Raw genomic sequence first — 19,732 nt, 5'->3', positions numbered from 1 at the left:
CGCGTGAAGCGCCCACCTCAGAAAGGCGAACGCCGGCCTTGCTTCAACGCCTTATTTAATGTTCATGATATGTTCAGTCCATATCCACAGGCTTGATAATCCAAAAATACGATTGTATATACAGAGAAGCTGATGCCGGATTTCAGCTCTCTCGCGTCTGCCGGGTTTGAATGGGACGAAGAGAAGAACCGGACTAATCTGATCAAACATGGCATCAGCTTCGACGATGCCAGTCAGGTCTTCTACGAACGTGTCGTCATCAAACGGTCGAATCGCAACGACGAAGAGCGGTGGATCGCGATCGGAAAACTCGACGACCGACTTCTGACAGTGATCTTCACGCGAAGAGACAAAGCGATCCGTATCATTTCAGCGCGACGTCCGAGGCCAGATGAAAAAAGAGCATATCGTGAAGCGTCGATGGGGAGATCGCCGCAAGGGTAATAGCGATTGGGCCCGTGTCGATGCAATGACGGACGAGGAATTGGAAGCCTCGATCGCAAATGATCCCGACTGGGCGGAGTTCAAGGACGTCGACTGGTCGGACGCCGTGCTGGTGATGCCGCCGAGGAAGAAGGCGATCTCCATCCGCCTCGACGAGGACGTGCTCGACTTCTTCAAGCGCGATGGCGAGGGCTATCAGCGGCGCATCAATGCGGTGCTGCGCTCCTTCATGCAGCAGAAGTCGAAGCCGAAGAAGCGGGCTTGATCCGGAGAATATCTTCGGAGGCTCGTGACAGAAGCCTTGAACCCGCCCCGGTTCCACGCTTCCATGGGCCATGTTCAGGACCTTCCGAGGCGGCCAGAGTGGGGGTTGGCGCATCACCTCGATTTCGCCCGTCACGGGCGAGCCCCTCGCCTTCATGCCGGCGCTGTCGGTCACCGACAGCGAGGCCATCGCATTGCCGCTGGTGCCCTCGCGCAATGCCTGGCGGCTGGTCGGTGTCGCGAGCAGCTTGCGCTACACCGAGCGCGCCGAGAAGCAGCAGCTCACGGCCGTGCAGGCCGGCCTCGGCCGGCTGGAAGCAACCAGCGCGGCGCTGATCCCGATCCGCAAGTCGCAGGCCTGGTGGGATCTGACCCAGGAAGAGCGCCGCAGGATATTTGAAGACAAGTCGCATCACATCGCGAGCAGCCTGCGCTTCCTGCCTGCGATTGCGCGGCAGCTCTATCATTGCCGCGACCTCGGTGGGCCCTTCGATTTCCTAACCTGGTTCGAATTCGCGCCCGCGCACGCCTCGCTGTTCGAGGAGCTGGTCGCGATGCTCCGGCGGACCGAGGAGTGGACCTATGTCGAGCGCGAGGTCGACGTGCGCGCGGTGAAGGAAGTGCTTTCGGCCTAGTGATCGAGGAAGCGGCCGGATTCGATGCGCGGCAGATCGGTGACGGGCCAGTTGTAGATGTAAGTCCAGGCCGGTGCCGTCACCCCGTCCGCGCCTGTCACGTCGACCAGCCGGCGCAGATATTCGGTCGGCTCGGGAAAGCCCTCACCGCAGGCCTCGTACATGTCGAGCTCGCGCAGGAGCTCGTCGGGTACGCGCAGGTGGAAGAGTTCGCCGTGGACGCGGTCGGACGGCACATCGGAGAGCAGCAGCCCCGGATAATGCTTCACCAGAACGAGCCGGCCGCGGCAGGTCGCTTCACTCAGAAAATCCGCGTGCCCGGCAAGCAGCCGCGCCATCGGATGGTCGAAGCCGCGCATCAACGTGCCGTAGACGAAAAGACGATTGGAGATCATGCGGGCTCTATAGCTGCGAATGATGCAGAGCGACAGCGCCACACATTCCATGGTCGTCCTGGCTTTCGCCAGGACGACGGCGGTGAGCGTCTACGAAACTTCGGCTTCCAGCTCCTCGCCGCTGCGTTGCTCGTCCGACACCACCCTGATGGTCACGTCCATGGCATCGAACGCGCCCGCAGCGCCGATATAGACGCCGTGAAGCGGGATCGCCTGGCGCGGATCGCGGGCGACCGCGACGCGGATGAGATCGCGGGTGCCGACGATGCCATTGGTCGGATCGAATTCGATCCAGCCCGCGCTCGGCAGGTAGACCTGGACCCAGGCATGCGTCGAACCACCGCCCACATGGCGGTGCGCGATATCCTCCGGCAGGAAGATGTAGCCGGAGACGAATCGTGCGGCGATGCCGAGATGGCGCAGCGCCTCGATCATGAACAGCGCGTAGTCGCGGCAGGTTCCGCTACCGGACTGCAAGGTGTCGAGCGGATGCTGCGTGCCCAGCTCGTGGCGCTTGCGATACTTGAACCGCTCGCGGATGCCGTGGGTCATGCCGCTGAGGATCTTGAAGGTCGGCGTCGGCGCGTCCTCGTCGAGAAAGCCGCGCGCCCATTCGGCGATCTCGCCGTCGGGATCGGTATATTGCGGCGTGATGTAGTGGACGAGGTCGGGAAATTCCTCGTCGTCATAGGCGAACGGATAGAAATAGGCCGAGTCGTCCGGCGTCAGCGCGAACTCCTCGACCGGATTGTGCTCGACGGTGACGTGCCAGTCGAAGACCAGCGTGTCCGCGCGCTCGTCGAAATTCGCGATCGCGACCGAATTGCCGAACACGTCGTGGATCCAGTGCAGCGACATCGGCTCGGGCGAGATCTCGAGCCTGGAGTCGAGCACGCGCAGATCATGCCCGTCGCTGGGACGCAGCATGATCCTGTGTTCGCCGAACGCCACAGGGCGGGTGTAGCGATATTCGGTCTTGTGATGAATCGTCAGCAGCGGCATCGTCAGGCAATCATGGTGATGTCGGGCGGACCAATCTATAGCAATCCAGCCCGATTTTTCGGGTGACTGCTGTTTCATTAGGCAATCAGGATGGCTTTAGACACAATCGAGGCGACCAATCAACTCCTCAGCGAGGGTGACGTCCCCCCCGTGCACGAGGTGAACGCGCAAGGGACATCGCCTTTTTTGCTCACCTCGGACCACTACGGACGGGTCCTGCCGCGTACGCTTGGCGATCTGGGCGTCGCGGGAGGCGAGCTGACGCGGCACATTGCCTGGGACATCGGCATCGCGGGGGTTGCCGACCGGCTGGCAGAGATGCTGGGCGCACATCTGATCGCCCAGCGCTATTCGCGGCTGGTGATCGACTGCAACCGGCCGCCGGCCGCCATGAGCTCGATCCCCGTGATTTCCGAAGCAACCGCGATCCCGCGCAACGAGGGAATTTCGGACCAGGAGCGCAAAGCGCGCAGGCGCGAGATTTTCGAGCCCTATCACCGCCGTATCGATGCCGCGATCGACCGCCGCATGCACGACAAGCGGCCGACGGTGCTGGTGTCGCTGCACAGCTTCACCCCCGTTTACTCCGGCGTCGCGCGTCCCTGGCACATCGGCGCGCTCTACAATCGCGACACCGTGCTGCCGCAGCTGCTGCTCAAACATCTGCGCAGCGAGGGCGATCTCGTCGTCGGCGATAACGAACCCTATGCGGTGAACGACCTCACCGACTACACCATCCCCGTGCATGGCGAAGCCCGCGGCCTCGTCAACACCGGCATCGAGATCCGCCAGGATCTGATCGCCGACCAGTCCGGCCAGCAACAATGGGCCGAGCGGCTGGCGCGGATTTTCGCGGAGATCGAGCTGGAGCTGCGGGCGGCGAGGCTGGTCGATTAGCCCGATGGCGGTTATTTCGCCCTGGTCAGCGCCAGCCAGATGCCGCCGCCGATCATGAAGCCGCCGGAGATGCGCGACATCATGCGGGTGCGGCGAGCCGAGAAGAACTTTCGGGCACGCCCGGCGGCGATGGCGTAGAGCGCGTCCGTCATCACCGCAGTGACCATGAAGGTAGCTCCCAGCAGCGCGACCTGCGGGAAGTGGTCGCGGTTCATGTCCATAAACTGCGGGATGAAGGCGCCGAAGAACACCAGCACTTTCGGGTTCGACAGCAGCACCAGGAAACCTTGCAGGAAGAATCCGCCGCGCGGCGGCGCCGGCGGCTCGTCCACCTTGACGCCCTCGACCGGCGCCCAGATCAGCTTGATGCCGAGCCAGACCAGATAGGCGGCGCCGGCAAAGCGCACCCAGTCGAACCAGTAGCCCATGGTCGCCATGAGTGAGGTCAGGCCGACCGCGACGATGCCGATGACGATGGCGAGGCCGGCCTGCGCACCGGCCACATTGGTCAGCGCCGCACGCGTGCCGTGACGCAGCCCGTTGGCGATGACGAGGGTGACGATCGGCCCCGGCAGCAGCGCGAGCGCGATGCAGGCGGCAAGGAAGGCGAGATAGGCTTGCAGAGACATCATGGGGAGGACTCGCTGAGAGCGGTTTGGGACATTAATGCATGACCCTCAGTTTCCGTCCAGCGCAGCCGTCACCCACGTCTTCATCTCCGGCGTCTGCAGGAACACGAGCACCGCGCGCTGCATCACGCCTGTTCCCCCGCTTCCCTGCGCAGCCGCAACGAAGAGATCGCAGCCCCGTGAGACGGCGATGCCGAGCGCGGCGTGACGAGTGTGGTCGGGCCTGTCCAGATCATAGCGCCTGGCACGGCCGCGCATCGCTCCAATGCCAACTTCCTCACCCGGCGCGACGGCCGCAAAGCGCGGGCTGATCAGATCTATATCCGCAACACGATCGACCTCGTCGTCATCGGCGACACCGCGGTCACAGCTGCAAAAGCCGCGTTTTGCGCGCAGGTACAGCTCAGTGCCGGCGCAGGCGCCATCGCAACGGAACGCGCGCCCGGACGGCCAGCCGTCGCGCGGGAACGGCCAGGCGATCTCGCGCCAGCGCGCCGTCTCTTCGGCGGGTGCCGGCGCAAGCTGATAGGTCGCGACCCCGGACACACCGAGTGCGATCACCATTGCTGCTAACGCTGCCCCACGCCGCATCGTCAGGTCTTCGGCAGACCGGCGACGGCGCGCGCGGATCCGGTCAATTCGAGAATGTGCAGGCCGGTATTGGCGCGATCGACGATGTAGACATATCCGCGGTCGTCGGTCTCGACATTGTTGGTCTGGATCGCGACCTTGCAGCGTTGGCCGCCCTCGATCGGGATGCAGCGCTTGTCGGTCGCGCTCGTGATCGACGGAATGAAGTAGCCGACTTCCTTAGGATGATAGGGGTCGCGGATGTCGAGCGCGCGCACGCCGGCATTGAAGAAGGCGATGAAAGCCATCTTCTTGTAATAGACCGGCGCCATGCTCTCGTTCGCGGAATGCGAACCAAAGCGGCCGCCGCGCTGGCAGAACTGTCCGCTCGCCTCCGGCACGGTGTAGCTCGAGATCATCATCGGCCGCGTCTCGGTGGTGACGTCGGCAAACCAGACCATCTGCCGCGCCTCGCCGCATTCGTTGAGGATCGCCTCGTCGACGATCATGACGATGTCTCGGGTCTTGCCGTCCTTGTCCTCGGCAAATTCCGCAACCGGCATGTCGAGCATCGGAAACGTGGTGTGTGCGCCGTTGAAGGCGGACATCGGCAGGCGCGAAATCTCCGGAAAACGCAGATTGTCCGGCGTCGGCTCCTTCGGCCCGTTCAAGAGCTTGTCGCGATCGACGATCTGCAGGATGCCGCCCTTGTTGGTGCCGTAGCCGAAAAAGACACGATTGCCGTTGGGCCCGGTCGAGATCGGTCCATGCAATTCGGTCGGCACCGGGCCGGTCGAACCGGGCTCCTGACCGGGCAGGCCAAAATCCCTGATCTTCTGTGGATGGGCGGGATCACTGAGATCATAGACCTGCGTCATGCGCCGCGTGCGCCAGTCCGGCGCGCCCGAGACCAGGAAGGCAATGCCGGTGTCGCACTCCCACCAGCTCTTGTGCGTGTCCTTCAGACCGTCAATGCGCGTGATGAGCACCGGGCTTGCGGGATCGGAGACGTTCCAGATCTCATGCGCCTGACCACCGAAAGTGCGCAGCATGTAGACCGCATTGGAATCCCCTTTCGGCAGCGATTTGCCGTCGCAGATCCGCACCATCTGCGCGCCGCCAGATTCATACTTGCCTTCCTGCCCCGGCAGGTGCCGCAGATACTTTGGCTTCGCGGGATCGGTGACGTCGACGATCGAGGTTCCGTTCGGCTCGGCCTGCCCCGTCATCGGATTGACGGGCGCGGGCACATCGTCAGTGCCGCCGTGATGACCGATATAGGCGATCCAGCGGTCGCCCTGGTGATGAATGGTCGGCTGATACGCGCTGCGCGCCTGAAGGTCGCTCACACCGACCAGCTTCATGTTGGAAGCTTCAGGCGGCGCGCCGATGGTCTGCTCCTGTTGTGCCTGTGCCGCGATGCTGCAGGCAGAAACGGCGAGGCCTATCGCAAGCGGGACCCAACGGAACATCAAAGTCCTCCCGGAACCAATCTGTGTTGGCTGAGCGTTGACGCTAGCACAGCCATTTGCTGGCGCCAAAGAGACCATCTTGACAGGCAACCATTTGGTTGCCTATTATCGCCGCCATGGATGAGGTCTTCAAAGCGCTCGCCGATGCGTCACGACGGTCGCTGCTCGACAGGCTTCACACCAGGAACGGCCAGACGCTGAACGAGCTCTGCGAAGGCCTCGCGATGACGCGCCAGGCGGTGACCAAGCACCTTGCCATTCTGGAAGACGCCAATCTGGTCACGACCATCAGGCACGGCCGCGAGAAGCTGCACTATCTCAATCCGGTTCCGATCCATCAGATCGGCGAACGCTGGATCAAGAAATTCGAGCGCGGCAAGCTCGCCGCACTCGGCGAGTTGAAACGCCAGTTGGAGAAGCGTGATGAGTAAGCCGCAATTCGTCTATGTCACCTACATCGAGACCACGCCAACGAGGCTGTGGGAGGCGCTGACATCAAGCGAGTTCAGCAAGCAATACTGGTTCGGCGCCGAGGTCAGATCCGACTGGAAAATCGGCTCCCCTTTCGCGCTGCTGCTGGATGGCGAGACCACCGATTCCGGCGAGATCCTCGAAGCCGATCCGCCACGGCGGTTGTCCTACAGCTTCAAGCATGAGAAATATGAGGAGCTGCGCAGTGAGCCGATCTCGCGCGTCGTGTTCACCATCGAACCGTTCGGCTCGCTCGTGCGTTTGACGGTGCTGCATGACGGCTTCGTCGAAGGCGGCAAATATCTCGGCGCCGTTTCCAACGGCTGGCCGGCGATCCTGTCCGGTCTCAAGAGCCTGCTGGAAAGCGGCAAAGTGCTGGCCATTCCGCGTGCAGCCCTCAACAAGGGATTCGATGCAAGATGAACCTCGATCAGTTCAAGCCGCTCACCGTCTACACGATTTACATCGCCGCGACGCCGGACAAGGTGTGGGAGGCGCTGACCTCCGCCGAGTTCAGCCGCAAATACTTTTCCGGCTTTGCGGTTGAGATGGAGCCAAGACTCGGCGGCAAATTCATCGTCCGCGCGCCTGACGGGTCGGAACACATCTCGGGTGACGTGTTCGAATACGATCCGCCGACCAAGCTGACGGTGACGTGGAACGTCAACTGGCCCGACCTCGTCGCGAAGCTCGGCACCACGCTTGTCACTTATGAGATCGAACAAGCCGGCGAGGCCGTCCGCCTCACCATGAGCGAACGTCACGACCGTCCGCTCAGCGACGACATCCTCTCCGGCGGCCGCACCGGCTGGCCAGCAATCCTGTCGGGGCTGAAGAGCCTGCTGGAAACGGGCAAGGCGCCGCAGATCAAGATGGCGCCGCCGGTGCAGATGCTGGAAGCGTTGAAGGCGATGGGTATCAAGACGCCGTAGCGGACGAATTCCGCCCCGTCATCGCTTCTTCTTCACCGGTGGCGGATTGATTTCGTCGATCTTGCGACTGCAATCCGCTTCCGAGCCGTGCGGGCCCGAGACAAAGGTCCCGCTGACCTTGATCGCGTACCAGCCCGACTCGACGCCGAGCCGGAGCGCTTCTTCTGTCTTGACGTGCCGTGGGGAGAGAGCTTGCATCTGGTGCTTTCGGTTGGCGTTCGATCTCATGATCGAATCGCGGTGAAACCTTCAGGCGTCCGCGGCACGCGCCTGCCGCGTCCGTCTCACCCGCTGGAGCGGGCAATATGCGCAACGACGGCTGCTGCGACGTCGCGATGAGTCGGCTCCGCCGGTGCGAGGAAATGAGGCGCTTCACGTCGCGCGGATAGTCGTGGCGCTGCATAGGCGCACAGGCGACCGCTCTTTCGACATTCCCGCACCGTGCGCGCAATCGCCGCAATTAGCTATCGTTTTCTCACCCGTGCCGCGCTTTTGAAGCGCCAAATGTCACTCGCGACCGAATAAGCCGTCGAAGCCTTGTGATCGGCGGCTTCGTAGCCATGTTGGGAGCTTAGCCAAGGGAAAAACGTATGAAGCTCCGCGTCGGGTTTGAGATGCTGTACGAATTCCCGCAGCCCACGCCTATGATCATGGTGTTGGGCATGCACTTCACCCGCGCCTCCGATGTCATCGTGCCCGACCTGATGACCACGAGACCCTCGGTGCCGATCACTCCCTATCGCGACCTCTTCGGCAATTGGTGCAGCCGCATCGTGGCGCCGGCCGGCGCCTTTCGGCTTGCCGGCGACGGCGTCGTGAGCGACAGCGGCCTGCCCGACCCGGTGTTCCCGAACGCGGCTCAGCACGCCGTCGAGGCGCTGCCGACCGACACGCTCGTCTATCTGCTCGGCAGTCGCTATTGCGAGACCGATCGCCTGTCGGATATCGCATGGAAACTGTTCGAGCACACGCCGCCAGGCTGGGCGCGGGTGCAGGCCATCTGCGATTTCGTTCATCGTCACATCGCTTTCGGCTATGAGCACGCGCGCGCAACCAAGACGGCGCGGGAGGCCTACGACGAAGGCAAGGGCGTGTGCCGCGACTATGCTCATCTTGCCATCTCGTTCTGCCGCTGCATGAACATTCCGGCGCGCTACTGCACCGGCTATCTCAGCGACATCGGCACGCCGAAGCCCTGGGCCGCGGGAGATTTCGCCGGCTGGTTCGAGGCCTATCTCGGTGGAAGCTGGCACATGTTCGATCCCCGCAACAACACGCCGCGGATCGGCCGCGTGCTGATCGCACAAGGACGCGATGCCGCGGACGTCCCGATCACCCAGACCTTCGGTCCGAATAAGCTGCTCAATTTCAAAGTATGGACCGACGAGGTTGCCTGATGACAGACAACAGCGTTGCGCTCAGCGCCGATGAATTTGCGTCCTTGGCCGAGATCGGCAAGGGCAAGGTACAAGGCGAAATTCCGCAAGCGCACGGCGAGCGCCTGACCAACCTCGGTTATGCGATCAGGCGCCTCGGCGAACTCGAACTGACCTCATCCGGCGAGCGTCGGCTGGCATCGGGTGAATAGCTCGCTGCCGTTGCGTTCGGCTTCCTGCTACGCCACCGGCACCACGATCCGCCGATAAAGATGCCAGGTCGCGTGCCCGAGCACGGGCAACGTCACCACCAGCCCCAGAAAATACGGCAGCGCCGAGACGATCAGGACCATCACGATCACCGCGGCCCAGCCAATCATCGGCAGCGGGCTGGCCACGACCGCGCGCACGCTCGTTACCATCGCCGTGACGAAATCGACCTCGCGGTCGAGCAGCAGCGGAAACGACACCACGGTCAGCGAAAACAGGATCAGCGACAGCACCGCGCCGACCGCGTTGCCGATGCCGAGGAAAAGCAGGCCTTCATTCGTGGTCAGCACCACCGTCATGAACTCCTGCAGGCTCGAGAACGAGGCATGCAGGCCAAGCAGCAGCGCGATCAGAAGCCGCACCTGATACATCCAGACCACGAAGACGAACAGCGTGACGAAGGCCATCCAGCCGATCTCGCTGCGCGCGCGCACGGCCGACCAGATCGCGCCAAGCGAGACGGGCTCGCCGCGTTCGCGGCGGCGGCTGACTTCATAGAGCCCGATCGCCACGAATGGCCCGAGCAGCGCGAAACCGGCGGCCAGCGGATAGACCAGATAGACCATGCCGAACGCCGTGAAGCACAGTATGATGGCGATGCCGCCGGCGGCGTAGAGCGCACCGAAGCAAAGGCCGTAAAGCGGCAGCGCCTGGAAATCACGCAGGCCCTCGACCAGCGCCTCGGCGATGTCGGTCGCCGCGACGGGACGCACCACCGGATCGACCTTGCCCGAAATGGACATCAGCTACCTCCTCGTTGGCCGGCGCGATCTCCGTCGCGCGCGGATTGACCTTGATCTTAGCGTCCCCGCGGCCAGCGCGCACGCGCGAGTTGGATTGCTGCACGACGGTATCCCGACGCCGCCGGCGCAGACCGAGGAAAGCCGTCGCGCCGGCGGCGGCGCTCCCTTCGGGGAGCTCATCCGTGCTGCACGCGGCTCTGAATCTTTCCCGCCGAGGACTTTTTCGGCCCGTTGCCTATGGACTGAGCGGAGGATGGTGCCGCAAATTGGGTCCTTGAACGAGCACCTGCGATGACCAGAGTGGACCGTCCGACCGATGAGCTTGCGTACCCGGCTACTGATACTCGTCATCGCGGCCATGCTGGTGCCGGCGAGCCTCGTCGGGCTGCGTTTCGTGCAGAACCGGAGCAGTGAAATCAACGCCGCACTGGCCAATCTAGCGGCCTCGGCCGACGACATTGCGAGCGACCTGGGCGAGAAGATTCAGGGCACCACGCAGCTTCACTACGGTCTGGCCCGAGCGCGCGACATCGACACGCGCGACAAGGCGGCCTGCTCGGCGTTTCTGTCGGACGTGCGCGAGGAATACCCTCAGTTCACGGGTATCCTGACCATCGATCCGGACGGCAGCCTGTTCTGCGACTCGCTGCGGACCAACCGCACCCTCGATCTGAGAGATCGCGCCTATTTCAAGCAGGCCCTGGTCTCGCGCAGCGTCGTGGTTGAGCCGGTATTCGGCCGGCTGACCGGAACATCGGTGCTCCAGATCGCATATCCGGTGCGATCGGAGGCGGGTGCGCTGAAGCTGGTGCTGCTCGCCTCGTTCAACCTGCGCAAATTCGCCGAGTATCACCACAAGCGGCTGCTCGCCGAGAAGGATATCCTGCTCATCGACGGCAAGGGCACCGTTCTCGTCGCCCCCTCGGGAGACGGCTGGACCGCGCCCGTGGGCGCGTCGATTGCTGGATCCGACCTGCTCCGCTTTGCGACGACTCCCGATCAAAAGGCATTTCAGGAAGTGACCGATCGCGACGGCCGCACGCAGGTCTGGGCCGTCGCCCACTCACCTTCGATCCGTGATGCCGGCCTCTACATCCTGGTCGGACGCTCCAAGGACGGATTGGTCGCGGCGGCGAATCGCCGGCTCTACGAGGACATGGCGATCCTCGCGGTGGCCTTGCTGCTGCTGCTCGCCGGTGTATGGATCCTCGCGACCGTGAGCGTCGGGCGCCAGGTCGGGCGGCTCGCCAACATGGCGAAGAGACTCGGGCTCGGCGATCTCAGCGCGCGCATCCCACCTCCCCATCCGCGCGGCGAGCTGGGCGGATTGATGACCCTGCTCAACGGCACCGCCGAGTCGCTTGAGCAGCAACGCGCAGCCATCGCGGACCTCAACCAGAAGCTCAGCCAATCCCAGAAGATGGAGGCCATGGGCCAGCTTACCGGCGGCGTGGCGCATGACTTCAACAACCTCCTCACCGTCATCCTCGGCAATTCGGAGCACCTTGCCGACAGGCTGGCGGGGAACAAGGAGTTGCACCGGATCGCCGGCGACATCGCGACAGCCGCCGAACGCGGCTCCGACCTGACGCGCAGCCTGCTCGCCTTCGCGCGCAAGCAGCCCCTGAGGCCGCGAGACATTGACATCGGTGAGAAGATTCAAGAGATGGAGCACTTGTTGCGCCGCCCCTTGGGCGAGCACATCGAATGCACCTTCGCGCTCGCACCGGACCTGTGGTTGATCAGCGTCGATCCCGGCCAGCTAACGACTGCGCTGCTCAATCTCGTGCTCAACGCGCGCGATGTCATGCAGTTGGGCGGCAGGCTGACCATCGAGGCGCGCAACGTCTCGCTCGGCGAATCCGACTTGGACATCAATGGCGAACCGCGACCAGGCGACTATGTCATGGTGGCCGTGACCGACAACGGCAGCGGCATGACCGCCGAGGTGGCGAGCCGGGCGTTCGAGCCGTTCTTCACCACGAAGGAGGTCGGCAAGGGGACCGGGCTTGGCCTGAGCATGGTCTACGGGTTTGTGCGGCAGTCCGGCGGATTGGTGCAGATGCAGTCTGCGCCGAGGCAAGGCAGCGCAGTCAGGCTGTTCTTTCCCCGCCTGGCCACGCCGCCAAACGAGGACGCCTCACCCGCCGAAGGGATCGTCGCGCGCGAAGGAAGCGAGACCATTCTCGTCGTCGAGGACAACGACATGGTTCGGACCTATGTCGAAAGCGAGCTGAAGACGCTCGGCTATCGCGTCATCACAGCCGCGAGCGGCCCGGCTGCGCTCGACCTGTTGCACCAGTCCGGGGACATCGACCTGCTGTTCACCGACGTCGTGATGCCCGGCGGCATGTTCGGGCCGGAGCTTGCCAGGCAAGCAATCCAGCTGCGGCCCGGGCTCAAGGTGCTCTTCACCTCCGGCTACAGCCAAAATCCGGTCAAGGCCCCCGACGGGATTGGCGATGCCCGCATCCTGACCAAGCCGTTCCGGCGGCGAGACCTCGCCGCGATGCTGCGGTCCGCGCTGTCGACGCCGCAGCGGTGAGATGACGATGTGCTCTACCCGAGCGCTCGCAGCTCGCGCCGCAGCACCTTTCCGGTGGCGGTCATCGGCAGTGTCTCCGCGAACTCCACGAAGCGCGGGTATTCGTGGGCGGCGAGTTGCACCTTGACGAACTCCTGGATCTCGCGTGCGAGTGCGTCGCCGGCGGCGAAGCCCGGGCGCAGCACGATCCAGGCCTTGATCGATTCGGTGCGGATCGGATCGGGAATGCCGACCACCGCCGCCATCGCCACCGCCGGATGCTTCATCAGCGTGTGCTCGATCTCGGATGGGCCGACGCGATAACCGGCCGTGGTGATGACGTCGTCCTCGCGGCTGATGTACCAGAAGTAACCGTCCTCGTCCTGGATACCGAGATCGCCGGTGAGCAGGAACTCGCCGGCATATTTCTTCGCCGTCGCGTCCGGATTGCGCCAGTATTCGAGCATCGTGCAAGGACAGGGTTGGCGCACGCCGATGATGCCGCGCTGGCCACGTGGCTGCTCCTCGCCTCTGTCGTTGACGATGCGAACATCGAAACCCGGCGTCGCCTTGCCCATCGAACCGGGGCGAATCGGAAACAGATTCGCGTTGCTGCCGATCACGAGATTGCATTCGGTCTGGCCAAACACCTCATGCGCGTCGATGCCGAAAGTCTCGCGCACCCAGCCGAGCAACTCGCCACCAAGGGACTCGCCGCCGGTAAAGATGCTGCGCAGCCTGACGCCCGGATGCGTCACCCCGGCCTGCCGCATCAGCTTCAGCGCGGTCGGCGGCAGGAAGACATTGCGCACGCCGAGATCGGCCATCATCTGCATCGCCGCCTGCGGCTCGAACTTTCGCGCGCGGTGACCTACCAGGGGAATGCCGTGATACCAGAATGCCAACAGGCCGTTGATGAGGCCGCCGATCCAGGCCCAGTCAGCCGGCGTCCACATCAGATCGCCGGGGCGCGGCAGGAAGTTGTGGCACATCTCGACATTGGGGAGATGTCCGAGCACGACGCGGTGCGCGTGCAGCGCGCCCTTCGGATTGCCTGTCGTGCCCGAAGTGTAGATGATCAGCGCGGGATCGTCCGCAGACGTCTCCACCAGCGTGAAGTCGGGCGATGCAGCCTTGACCGAATCCCAGAACGATGTCGTGCCCGCCGGCGTTCGTTCGCCAACGATGTAGACATTCTTCAGCTCCGGCAGACGGTCGCGAATCTTCGAAAGCTTCTCCCAGCCGCCCGCGTCGGTGAAGATCGCCTTGGCCTGCGAGTTCGACAGACGGAATTCCAGCGCGTCTTCGCCGAACAATGCGAACAGCGGAATGGAGATCATCGCCGATCGGAACGCGGCCATGTGCGCGATCGGCAGTTCCAGCGACTGCGACAGGAACACCGCGACGCGGTCGCCGCGGGCAAGACCATCCGCCTTCAGCACATTGGCCAAGCGGCGCGACATCTCCGCGACCTCGTCGAAGGATGTGCGCGTGATGGCGCCGTTCTCGTCGAGATAGACCAGCGCCAGCCGGCCGGTACCGTCGGCGTGGCGATCGCAGCAGGCCTCCGCCATGTTGAAGCGCGCCGGGATCTCCCAGCGGAAATTGCTGTAGAGTTCGTCGTAGGTGCTGGCTTGGGTGAGCATGGTCGTTTCCCGGCCGCGTCGTCATGGCCGGACTTGTTCCGGCCATCCACGTTCTTGTTTGGCCTCAGTTTAAGGACGTGGATGCCCGGGACAAGCCCGGGCAAGACGGAGAATGCGTCTCAGCGCACCGTCCGGAAGAACTTTCTGACCTCGTCGACATAGAGCTCCGGCTGCTCGAATGCGGCGAAATGCCCGCCCTTCTCCATCTCGCTCCAATGCGTGATGTTGTGGAAGTTCGGCTCCATCCAGCGCCGCACCGGCGTGATGATCTCCTTGGGAAAGACAGCGACGCCCGTCGGCACCTTGACGACCGGCGTGGTCCGGCGCTTGCCGAAGCTTTCCCAATAGAGCCGCGCAGACGAGGTCGCGGTCTCCGTCGCCCAGTAGAGCATGACGTTGTCGAGCAGCTCGTCCTTGGTGAAGATGTTTTCGGGATGACCGTTGCAATCGGTCCAGGCCCAGAATTTTTCCAGAATCCAGGCCGCCTGCCCGCTCGGCGAATCCGTCAGACCGTAGCCGAGTGTCTGCGGCCGCGTCGATTGCTGCTTCGAATAGCCGGAGTCGAGGTCGACGTAATGCTTGAGGCCGGCGAGCGCGCGTTTCTCTTCCGGCGTCGGTTCGCCTTCGACTTTCGGCGCGGCGTTGAAGGCGAGCGTGATGTGGATAGCGGCGCAATGCTCGGCGTCCTGCATGCCAAGCGAGGTCGTCACCGCCGAGCCCCAGTCGCCGCCCTGCGCGCCATAACGCGCGTAGCCGAGCCGGTCCATCAGCCTGGCCCAGGTCGCGGCGATACGATCGACGCCCCAGCCGGTGGTGTTCGGCTTGCCCGAGAACCCAAAGCCCGGCAGCGACGGACAGACGACGTGGAAGGCATCGGCGGGGTTGCCGCCATGCGCGACAGGATCGACCAGCGGCGCGATTACCTTCTGGAATTCGACGATCGAGCCGGGCCAACCATGAGTGATGATCAGCGGCAGCGCCGTCGGCTCCTTCGAGGGCGCATGCAGGAAGTGGATGTCGAGCCCGTCGATCTCGGTGGTGAACTGCTCGAAGCGGTTGAGCTGGGCCTCACGCGCGCGCCAGTCGTAGCCGTCGGCCCAATAGGTGCAGATCTCCTGGATCCATGTCAGCGGCGCACCCTGGCTCCAGTCGTCGACCAGCTCCGCCTCCGGCCAGCGCGTGCGAGCGAGGCGCGACTTGAGGTCGGTGAGGATATCGTCGCTGATGGCGATGCGAAACGGCTTGATGGCGGTCATCGGTTGCCTCCCCATTTTTTCTTGTCATTCCGGGGCGTGCGGAGCACGAGCCCGGAATCCATCGATCAACAGAGTCGGCGGCGCGATGGATTCTCAGATGCGCAATTGCGCATCATAGCTCGACGCTATGCGTCGCCCCGGAATGACGGCCTAGCCCGTCAGAGCAGCCTTCACCAAACCGGACGCCTTGCCGAAATCCATCTGGCCGGCATACTTCGTCTTCAACACGGCAATCACCTTGCCCATGTCCTTCATGCCGGCGGCGCCGGTCTCGGCGACCGCGTCAGAGATCGCCTTCTTCACGTCGTCGTCCGACATCTGCTTCGGCAGATACGCCGAGATCACCGCGATCTCGTCGCGCTCCTGCGCGGCGAGTTCGGCACGGCCGCCCTTCTCGTAGAGCTCGACCGACTCCTGGCGCTGCTTGATCATCTTCTGAAACACGCCGAGCAGGTCCGCGTCCGAGAGCGGCGGCTTGCCGCTGCCGCGCGCCTCGATGTCGGCGTTCTTGATGGTCGAGTTGACCATACGTAGCGTGGACAGCTTGCGCTCTTCCTTGGCCTTCATGGCCTCCTTGACCGCATTGTTGATGTCGTCGCGCAGCATGGTCGTGCTCCCCTAGAATATCCGACGCCTGATCTAGGCCGTTCGCGGCCCTGAGACAACGGGGGTTTCCAGCCATTCGACCAGCGCCCGCACCGTCGCCGCAGGCTGCTCCGGCTGCGGCAGGTGTCCGCAATTCTCCAGAACGACGAGCCTTGCGCCGGCAATGCCCTCCGCCATCTCCTTCGAGAATGCGTTGGGAATCGTGTTGTCCGCATCTCCCGTCAGCACCAATGTCGGGCATTTGATCGTCGCAAGCGTCGGCCGCGAATCCACCCGCGCGATGATCGCGGTTTGCTGTCGCAGATAGCCTTCGACGCCGACGTCCTCGCCCTGCTCGTGTACGAGCTGGCGAATGCCGGAATCGTCGCGGCGCGAGGGATGCACCAGTTCGGGAAACACCTCTTCGCGCGCGGCACGCAGCTCGCCGCGCCTGGCCCGCTCCATCAGGCCGCGGCGGCGCGCGGTCGCCTCCTCCGTGTCGGGCCGCGCCTGGGTGTTGATCAGCGCCAGCTTCGTCACCCGCTCGGGCGCCTGGCGCATGATCTCGAGGGCGATGTAGCCGCCCATGGAATGGCCGGCGAGCGCGAAGCGCGGCGGCGCCTCGCTCAGCACCCGCCGGGCGATTGCCGCCATGCTGTTGTCGCGAACATGGTTGGCGACCATCACCGGGCCGAACCGCCAGAGCGCCGGGATCACCGGCGCATAGATCCGGGACGAGGAGGCTAATCCCGGAACCAGCAAAATCGGCATCGTCTGGTCCATTATTGCCTCCCAAGCCCCGGAATTTGCCGGAAATTATGCCGCAGAGCTTAGGGGCCCAAGGCGACCTGTCAAATATGCAAAAACGCATGTGAATCGCTGCATCTCCGCTTTGACGCCGGCGCCCGCGGAGACTATGAACCGGGCTCATGACACAACATGATAACGATCCCGCCTGGCCGGACCACAAACCGACCGCGCTGTTGGTGCTTGCCGACGGCACGGTGCTCGAAGGCTTTGGCCTCGGCGCCGAAGGCCAAGCCGTCGGTGAGGTCTGCTTCAACACCGCGATGACCGGCTATGAGGAGATCCTCACCGATCCCTCCTATGCCGGTCAGCTCATCACCTTCACCTTCCCGCATATCGGCAATGTCGGCACCAACGACGACGACATCGAGACGGTGAACATGGCCGCGACGCCCGGCGCGCGCGGCGTGATCCTGCGCACCGCGATCACCGATCCCTCGAACTACCGCGCCACCAAGCATCTCGACCAGTGGCTGAAGGCCCGCGGCATCATCGGCCTCTCCGGCATCGACACCCGCGCGCTGACCGCGCTGATCCGCAACAAGGGCATGCCCAATGCCGTGATCGCGCACGCCAGAGACGGCGAGTTCGACCTGCACGGCCTCAAGGAAGAAGCGCGCGAATGGCCCGGCCTCGAAGGCATGGACCTCGTGCCGATGGTCACCTCCGGCCAGCGCTTCACCTGGGACGAGACGCCGTGGCTGTGGGAGAAGGGCTTTGGCCGTCAGGACAAGCCTGAGTTCAACGTCGTCGCCATCGACTACGGCATCAAGCGCAACATTCTGCGCCTGCTCGCCGGCGTCGGCTGCAAGGTCACGGTGGTGCCGGCAACGACGTCATCCGAGGATATCCTGGCGATGAAGCCGGATGGCGTATTCCTGTCGAACGGTCCCGGCGATCCGGCCGCGACCGGCAAATATGCCGTGCCCGTGATCCAGGACGTGATCAAGTCCGGCACGCCGACATTCGGAATTTGTCTCGGCCATCAGATGCTCGGCCTCGCGGTCGGCGCCAAGACCAAGAAGATGCACCAGGGCCATCACGGCGCCAATCATCCCGTGAAGGACGAGACCACCGGCAAGGTCGAGATCACCTCGATGAACCATGGCTTCGCCGTGGACGAGAGCACCCTGCCGACAGGCGCGACGCAGACCCACATCTCGCTGTTCGACGGCTCCAATTGCGGCATCCAGCTCGACGGCAAGCCGGTGTTCTCGGTGCAATACCACCCCGAGGCCTCACCGGGTCCGCGCGACTCGCACTACCTGTTCCAGCGCTTCGCCGACCTGATGCGGCAGAGCAAGAGCGCGTAAGGCACGCGCTCTCCTGCAACTGCTTTGACGACATCGAGCCCGGGCCTTCTCCCGGGCTTTTGTCGTTCCGGGGCGCAGCGCAGCGCGAACCCGGAATGACAGCGGAACGAGGAACGCCGCTTAACTCCCTTCGTTGATCCCTGCTACGCTCACGCAGGAGCCCTTTATGTCCGTCGTTCGCGACAATGCCGAGCCGCTCGCCATCGTGTTCGAGGATGACGGGCTCGTGCCGAACAATATCCTCCCCTTCCTGGTCTACCAAGCCGCGGTGAAGCTCGATTCCAGACAGCCGGAAGAGACGATCGAAGGCTTGTTCGAAGCGAACGGCTGGGGCGGCACGTGGCGCAACGGCGTCTTCGACTATCTGCACTATCACGCGACAGTGCACGAGGTGCTCGGCGTTGCGCGTGGCAGCGCCCGCGTTCGCTTCGGCGGCGACCACGGCCAGGAGCTGGAGATCAAGGCCGGCGACGTCGCGATCCTGCCCGCCGGCACAGGTCACCAACGCATTAAGGCCAGCGAGGATTTCTGCGTGATCGGCGCCTATCCGCCGGGCGCGAAGATGGAGGTCACCCGCGCAACGCCGGAGAACCACGCCAGGGCGCTGAAGACGATCCCGAAGGTCGCGCTGCCTCCGGCCGATCCGGTGACGGGCAAGGATGGGGCGTTGATGCGGTTGTGGCGGAACTAGCGGCGCTCATCCAACAAACTCCGCAGTCGTCCCGGCGAAGGCCGGGACCCATAGCCACGAAAGGTAGTTTGGCGAAGATTCGCTATTGCGCATCTCGCGCCACAACCTCTCCCTGGGGGTATGAGTCCCGGCCTTCGCCGGGACGACGACGTGGAAGCAATCCAGTGTGCCCTTACGCCTCGTTCGCGCCTTCCTGTCTGGTGGCTTCGAACAGGAACCAGGTGCGGCGCTCGGTCTCGTCGATGAAGTTTTCGAGGATGCTGGCGCTGGCGACGTCACCGGCGTCGTCGCAGACCTCGTGTGCCTTGCGCATTGCCGCGGCGACATGCTTGTTGTCCTGCATCAGCTCGCGCAGCATCTCGCGCGGCGGGACATAGTCTTCGTTGTTGTCCTTGATGGTCTGGAGCTTGGCGATCTGCCCGATCGATTTCAGCGTGGTACCGCCGATCTTGCGGACGCGCTCGGCGAGTTGGTCGGTGGTGGCGAAAATCTGGTCGGACTGTTCGTCGAGCAGCAAATGATAGTCGCGGAAATGCCGGCCGCTGATATGCCAGTGGAAATTCTTGGTCTTCAGATACAGCGCGAACGCATCGGCCAGAAGCACGTTGAGCGCCTCCGAAACCTTGTTGACCGCCTGGGACGACAGATCGGTGGGTGTGTCGAGGTCGGGCGAGACCTTTTGTGGGGCTTTGCTCACGGGAAACCTTCCTGTTAGGACGCGGACATTGACGGCGCGCCGCCGCACCCCTAACGCAGGCGGGCAGCGCCGGTTCCTGCATCGGAACCGTTTGGCCGGGACCCTCGACGACC

Annotated in this window: 24 protein-coding genes; 12 read left to right on the top strand and 12 right to left on the bottom strand. The window is 63.8% G+C overall.

Going from position 1 to position 19,732, the window contains the following annotated elements; translation table 11 throughout:
- The first annotated feature begins 132 nt into the window (after positions 1–132).
- The 3 genes from ABIB91_RS10855 to ABIB91_RS10845 all read left to right on the top strand — a co-directional run bounded on the left by ABIB91_RS10855 (position 133) and on the right by ABIB91_RS10845 (position 1,343).
- Positions 133–444 (top strand): BrnT family toxin, encoded by a 312-nt coding sequence (locus tag ABIB91_RS10855; RefSeq protein WP_007596621.1) that lies wholly within the window; start codon positions 133–135, stop codon positions 442–444.
- 25 nt (positions 445–469) lie between these two features.
- Complete coding sequence (locus ABIB91_RS10850; protein ID WP_245285940.1) at positions 470–709, top strand: BrnA antitoxin family protein; 240 nt, start codon at positions 470–472, stop codon at positions 707–709.
- Between the two features lie 70 nt (positions 710–779).
- Positions 780–1,343 carry a chlorite dismutase family protein gene (locus ABIB91_RS10845; RefSeq protein WP_354169355.1) on the top strand — a complete coding sequence of 188 codons (564 nt, stop codon included), beginning with the start codon at positions 780–782 and terminating at the stop codon, positions 1,341–1,343.
- Here ABIB91_RS10845 and ABIB91_RS10840 read toward each other — a convergent pair.
- A complete protein-coding gene (locus ABIB91_RS10840; RefSeq protein WP_035993593.1) occupies positions 1,340–1,738 on the bottom strand; it encodes a gamma-glutamylcyclotransferase family protein in 399 nt (132 codons plus the stop codon). The two genes, ABIB91_RS10845 and ABIB91_RS10840, sit on opposite strands and share 4 nt — an antisense overlap.
- 90 nt (positions 1,739–1,828) lie before the next feature.
- Positions 1,829–2,740: a transglutaminase family protein gene (locus tag ABIB91_RS10835; protein ID WP_219683736.1), complete on the bottom strand. Its 912-nt coding sequence runs from the start codon at positions 2,738–2,740 to the stop codon at positions 1,829–1,831.
- A gap of 90 nt (positions 2,741–2,830) precedes the next feature.
- Between ABIB91_RS10835 and ABIB91_RS10830 the strand changes: the two genes are divergently transcribed.
- Complete coding sequence (locus tag ABIB91_RS10830; protein WP_354169352.1) at positions 2,831–3,637, top strand: N-formylglutamate amidohydrolase; 807 nt, start codon at positions 2,831–2,833, stop codon at positions 3,635–3,637.
- An 11-nt stretch (positions 3,638–3,648) separates the two neighbouring features.
- Here the strand turns inward: ABIB91_RS10830 and ABIB91_RS10825 are convergent, their stop codons facing one another.
- The 3 genes from ABIB91_RS10825 to ABIB91_RS10815 are packed head-to-tail and all read right to left on the bottom strand — an operon-like array spanning position 3,649 to position 6,308.
- Entirely contained in the window at positions 3,649–4,269 is a 621-nt protein-coding gene (locus tag ABIB91_RS10825; protein ID WP_007596634.1) for a LysE family translocator, read from the bottom strand.
- Positions 4,270–4,314: 45 nt separating this feature from the next.
- The gene (locus tag ABIB91_RS10820) at positions 4,315–4,830 is read right to left on the bottom strand and encodes a hypothetical protein (RefSeq protein WP_007596636.1); all 516 of its coding nucleotides are present in this window, start codon (positions 4,828–4,830) and stop codon (positions 4,315–4,317) included.
- A 29-nt stretch (positions 4,831–4,859) separates the two neighbouring features.
- Positions 4,860–6,308, bottom strand: a complete 1,449-nt coding sequence (locus ABIB91_RS10815) for an LVIVD repeat-containing protein (protein WP_354169350.1) — start codon at positions 6,306–6,308, stop codon at positions 4,860–4,862.
- A gap of 116 nt (positions 6,309–6,424) precedes the next feature.
- Here ABIB91_RS10815 and ABIB91_RS10810 point away from each other — a divergent pair, with 116 nt between their 5' ends.
- Genes ABIB91_RS10810 through ABIB91_RS10800 form a run of 3 tightly spaced genes read left to right on the top strand, consistent with a single transcriptional unit; the run spans position 6,425 to position 7,711 of the window.
- Entirely contained in the window at positions 6,425–6,739 is a 315-nt protein-coding gene (locus ABIB91_RS10810) for an ArsR/SmtB family transcription factor (protein WP_219683740.1), read from the top strand.
- The gene (locus ABIB91_RS10805; protein WP_007596642.1) at positions 6,732–7,202 is read left to right on the top strand and encodes an SRPBCC family protein; all 471 of its coding nucleotides are present in this window, start codon (positions 6,732–6,734) and stop codon (positions 7,200–7,202) included. Before ABIB91_RS10810 ends, ABIB91_RS10805 begins: the two co-directional genes overlap by 8 nt.
- Positions 7,199–7,711 carry an SRPBCC family protein gene (locus ABIB91_RS10800; RefSeq protein ID WP_007596644.1) on the top strand — a complete coding sequence of 171 codons (513 nt, stop codon included), beginning with the start codon at positions 7,199–7,201 and terminating at the stop codon, positions 7,709–7,711. The genes ABIB91_RS10805 and ABIB91_RS10800 overlap by 4 nt, the downstream gene beginning before the upstream one ends.
- Before the next feature lie 18 nt (positions 7,712–7,729).
- Here ABIB91_RS10800 and ABIB91_RS10795 read toward each other — a convergent pair whose 3' ends face one another.
- The gene (locus ABIB91_RS10795) at positions 7,730–7,909 is read right to left on the bottom strand and encodes a hypothetical protein (RefSeq protein ID WP_035995268.1); all 180 of its coding nucleotides are present in this window, start codon (positions 7,907–7,909) and stop codon (positions 7,730–7,732) included.
- A 392-nt stretch (positions 7,910–8,301) separates the two neighbouring features.
- On the opposite strand from ABIB91_RS10795, the gene ABIB91_RS10790 reads away from it, so the two are divergent.
- On the top strand, positions 8,302–9,108 hold the full coding sequence (locus ABIB91_RS10790; RefSeq protein WP_354169347.1) for a transglutaminase-like domain-containing protein: 807 nt from the start codon (positions 8,302–8,304) through the stop codon (positions 9,106–9,108).
- Positions 9,108–9,299 (top strand): hypothetical protein, encoded by a 192-nt coding sequence (locus ABIB91_RS10785; RefSeq protein WP_219683727.1) that lies wholly within the window; start codon positions 9,108–9,110, stop codon positions 9,297–9,299. The genes ABIB91_RS10790 and ABIB91_RS10785 overlap by 1 nt, the downstream gene beginning before the upstream one ends.
- 27 nt (positions 9,300–9,326) lie before the next feature.
- Here ABIB91_RS10785 and ABIB91_RS10780 read toward each other — a convergent pair whose 3' ends face one another.
- The gene (locus tag ABIB91_RS10780; RefSeq protein WP_354169344.1) at positions 9,327–10,100 is read right to left on the bottom strand and encodes a DUF2189 domain-containing protein; all 774 of its coding nucleotides are present in this window, start codon (positions 10,098–10,100) and stop codon (positions 9,327–9,329) included.
- Between the two features lie 316 nt (positions 10,101–10,416).
- Between ABIB91_RS10780 and ABIB91_RS10775 the strand changes: the two genes are divergently transcribed.
- On the top strand, positions 10,417–12,645 hold the full coding sequence (locus ABIB91_RS10775; protein WP_354169342.1) for an ATP-binding protein: 2,229 nt from the start codon (positions 10,417–10,419) through the stop codon (positions 12,643–12,645).
- 14 nt (positions 12,646–12,659) lie between these two features.
- Here the strand turns inward: ABIB91_RS10775 and ABIB91_RS10770 are convergent, their stop codons facing one another.
- The 4 genes from ABIB91_RS10770 to ABIB91_RS10755 form a co-directional block, all read right to left on the bottom strand.
- Positions 12,660–14,270 carry an acyl-CoA synthetase gene (locus tag ABIB91_RS10770; RefSeq protein ID WP_354169340.1) on the bottom strand — a complete coding sequence of 537 codons (1,611 nt, stop codon included), beginning with the start codon at positions 14,268–14,270 and terminating at the stop codon, positions 12,660–12,662.
- A 119-nt stretch (positions 14,271–14,389) separates the two neighbouring features.
- Entirely contained in the window at positions 14,390–15,526 is a 1,137-nt protein-coding gene (locus ABIB91_RS10765) for an epoxide hydrolase family protein (protein WP_354169339.1), read from the bottom strand.
- A gap of 150 nt (positions 15,527–15,676) precedes the next feature.
- Positions 15,677–16,132: a GatB/YqeY domain-containing protein gene (locus ABIB91_RS10760; RefSeq protein WP_007596662.1), complete on the bottom strand. Its 456-nt coding sequence runs from the start codon at positions 16,130–16,132 to the stop codon at positions 15,677–15,679.
- A 33-nt stretch (positions 16,133–16,165) separates the two neighbouring features.
- Positions 16,166–16,894 (bottom strand): alpha/beta fold hydrolase, encoded by a 729-nt coding sequence (locus tag ABIB91_RS10755; protein WP_354169338.1) that lies wholly within the window; start codon positions 16,892–16,894, stop codon positions 16,166–16,168.
- 146 nt (positions 16,895–17,040) lie between these two features.
- On the opposite strand from ABIB91_RS10755, the gene carA reads away from it, so the two are divergent.
- Positions 17,041–18,231, top strand: coding sequence for a glutamine-hydrolyzing carbamoyl-phosphate synthase small subunit (gene carA, locus ABIB91_RS10750; protein WP_354169336.1), 1,191 nt, complete (start codon positions 17,041–17,043; stop codon positions 18,229–18,231).
- Positions 18,232–18,397: 166 nt separating this feature from the next.
- Entirely contained in the window at positions 18,398–18,922 is a 525-nt protein-coding gene (locus ABIB91_RS10745) for a hypothetical protein (protein ID WP_354169335.1), read from the top strand.
- Positions 18,923–19,094: 172 nt separating this feature from the next.
- Here the strand turns inward: ABIB91_RS10745 and ABIB91_RS10740 are convergent, their stop codons facing one another.
- Complete coding sequence (locus ABIB91_RS10740; RefSeq protein ID WP_007596666.1) at positions 19,095–19,619, bottom strand: Dps family protein; 525 nt, start codon at positions 19,617–19,619, stop codon at positions 19,095–19,097.
- Positions 19,620–19,732 lie beyond the last annotated feature (113 nt).

This window comes from Bradyrhizobium sp. JR4.3, assembly GCF_040547695.1.
Taxonomy (GTDB): Bacteria; Pseudomonadota; Alphaproteobacteria; order Rhizobiales; family Xanthobacteraceae; genus Bradyrhizobium; species Bradyrhizobium canariense.
The sequence above is the reverse complement of the archived record's forward strand: the minus strand, read 5'-3'. Positions and strand labels throughout refer to the sequence as shown.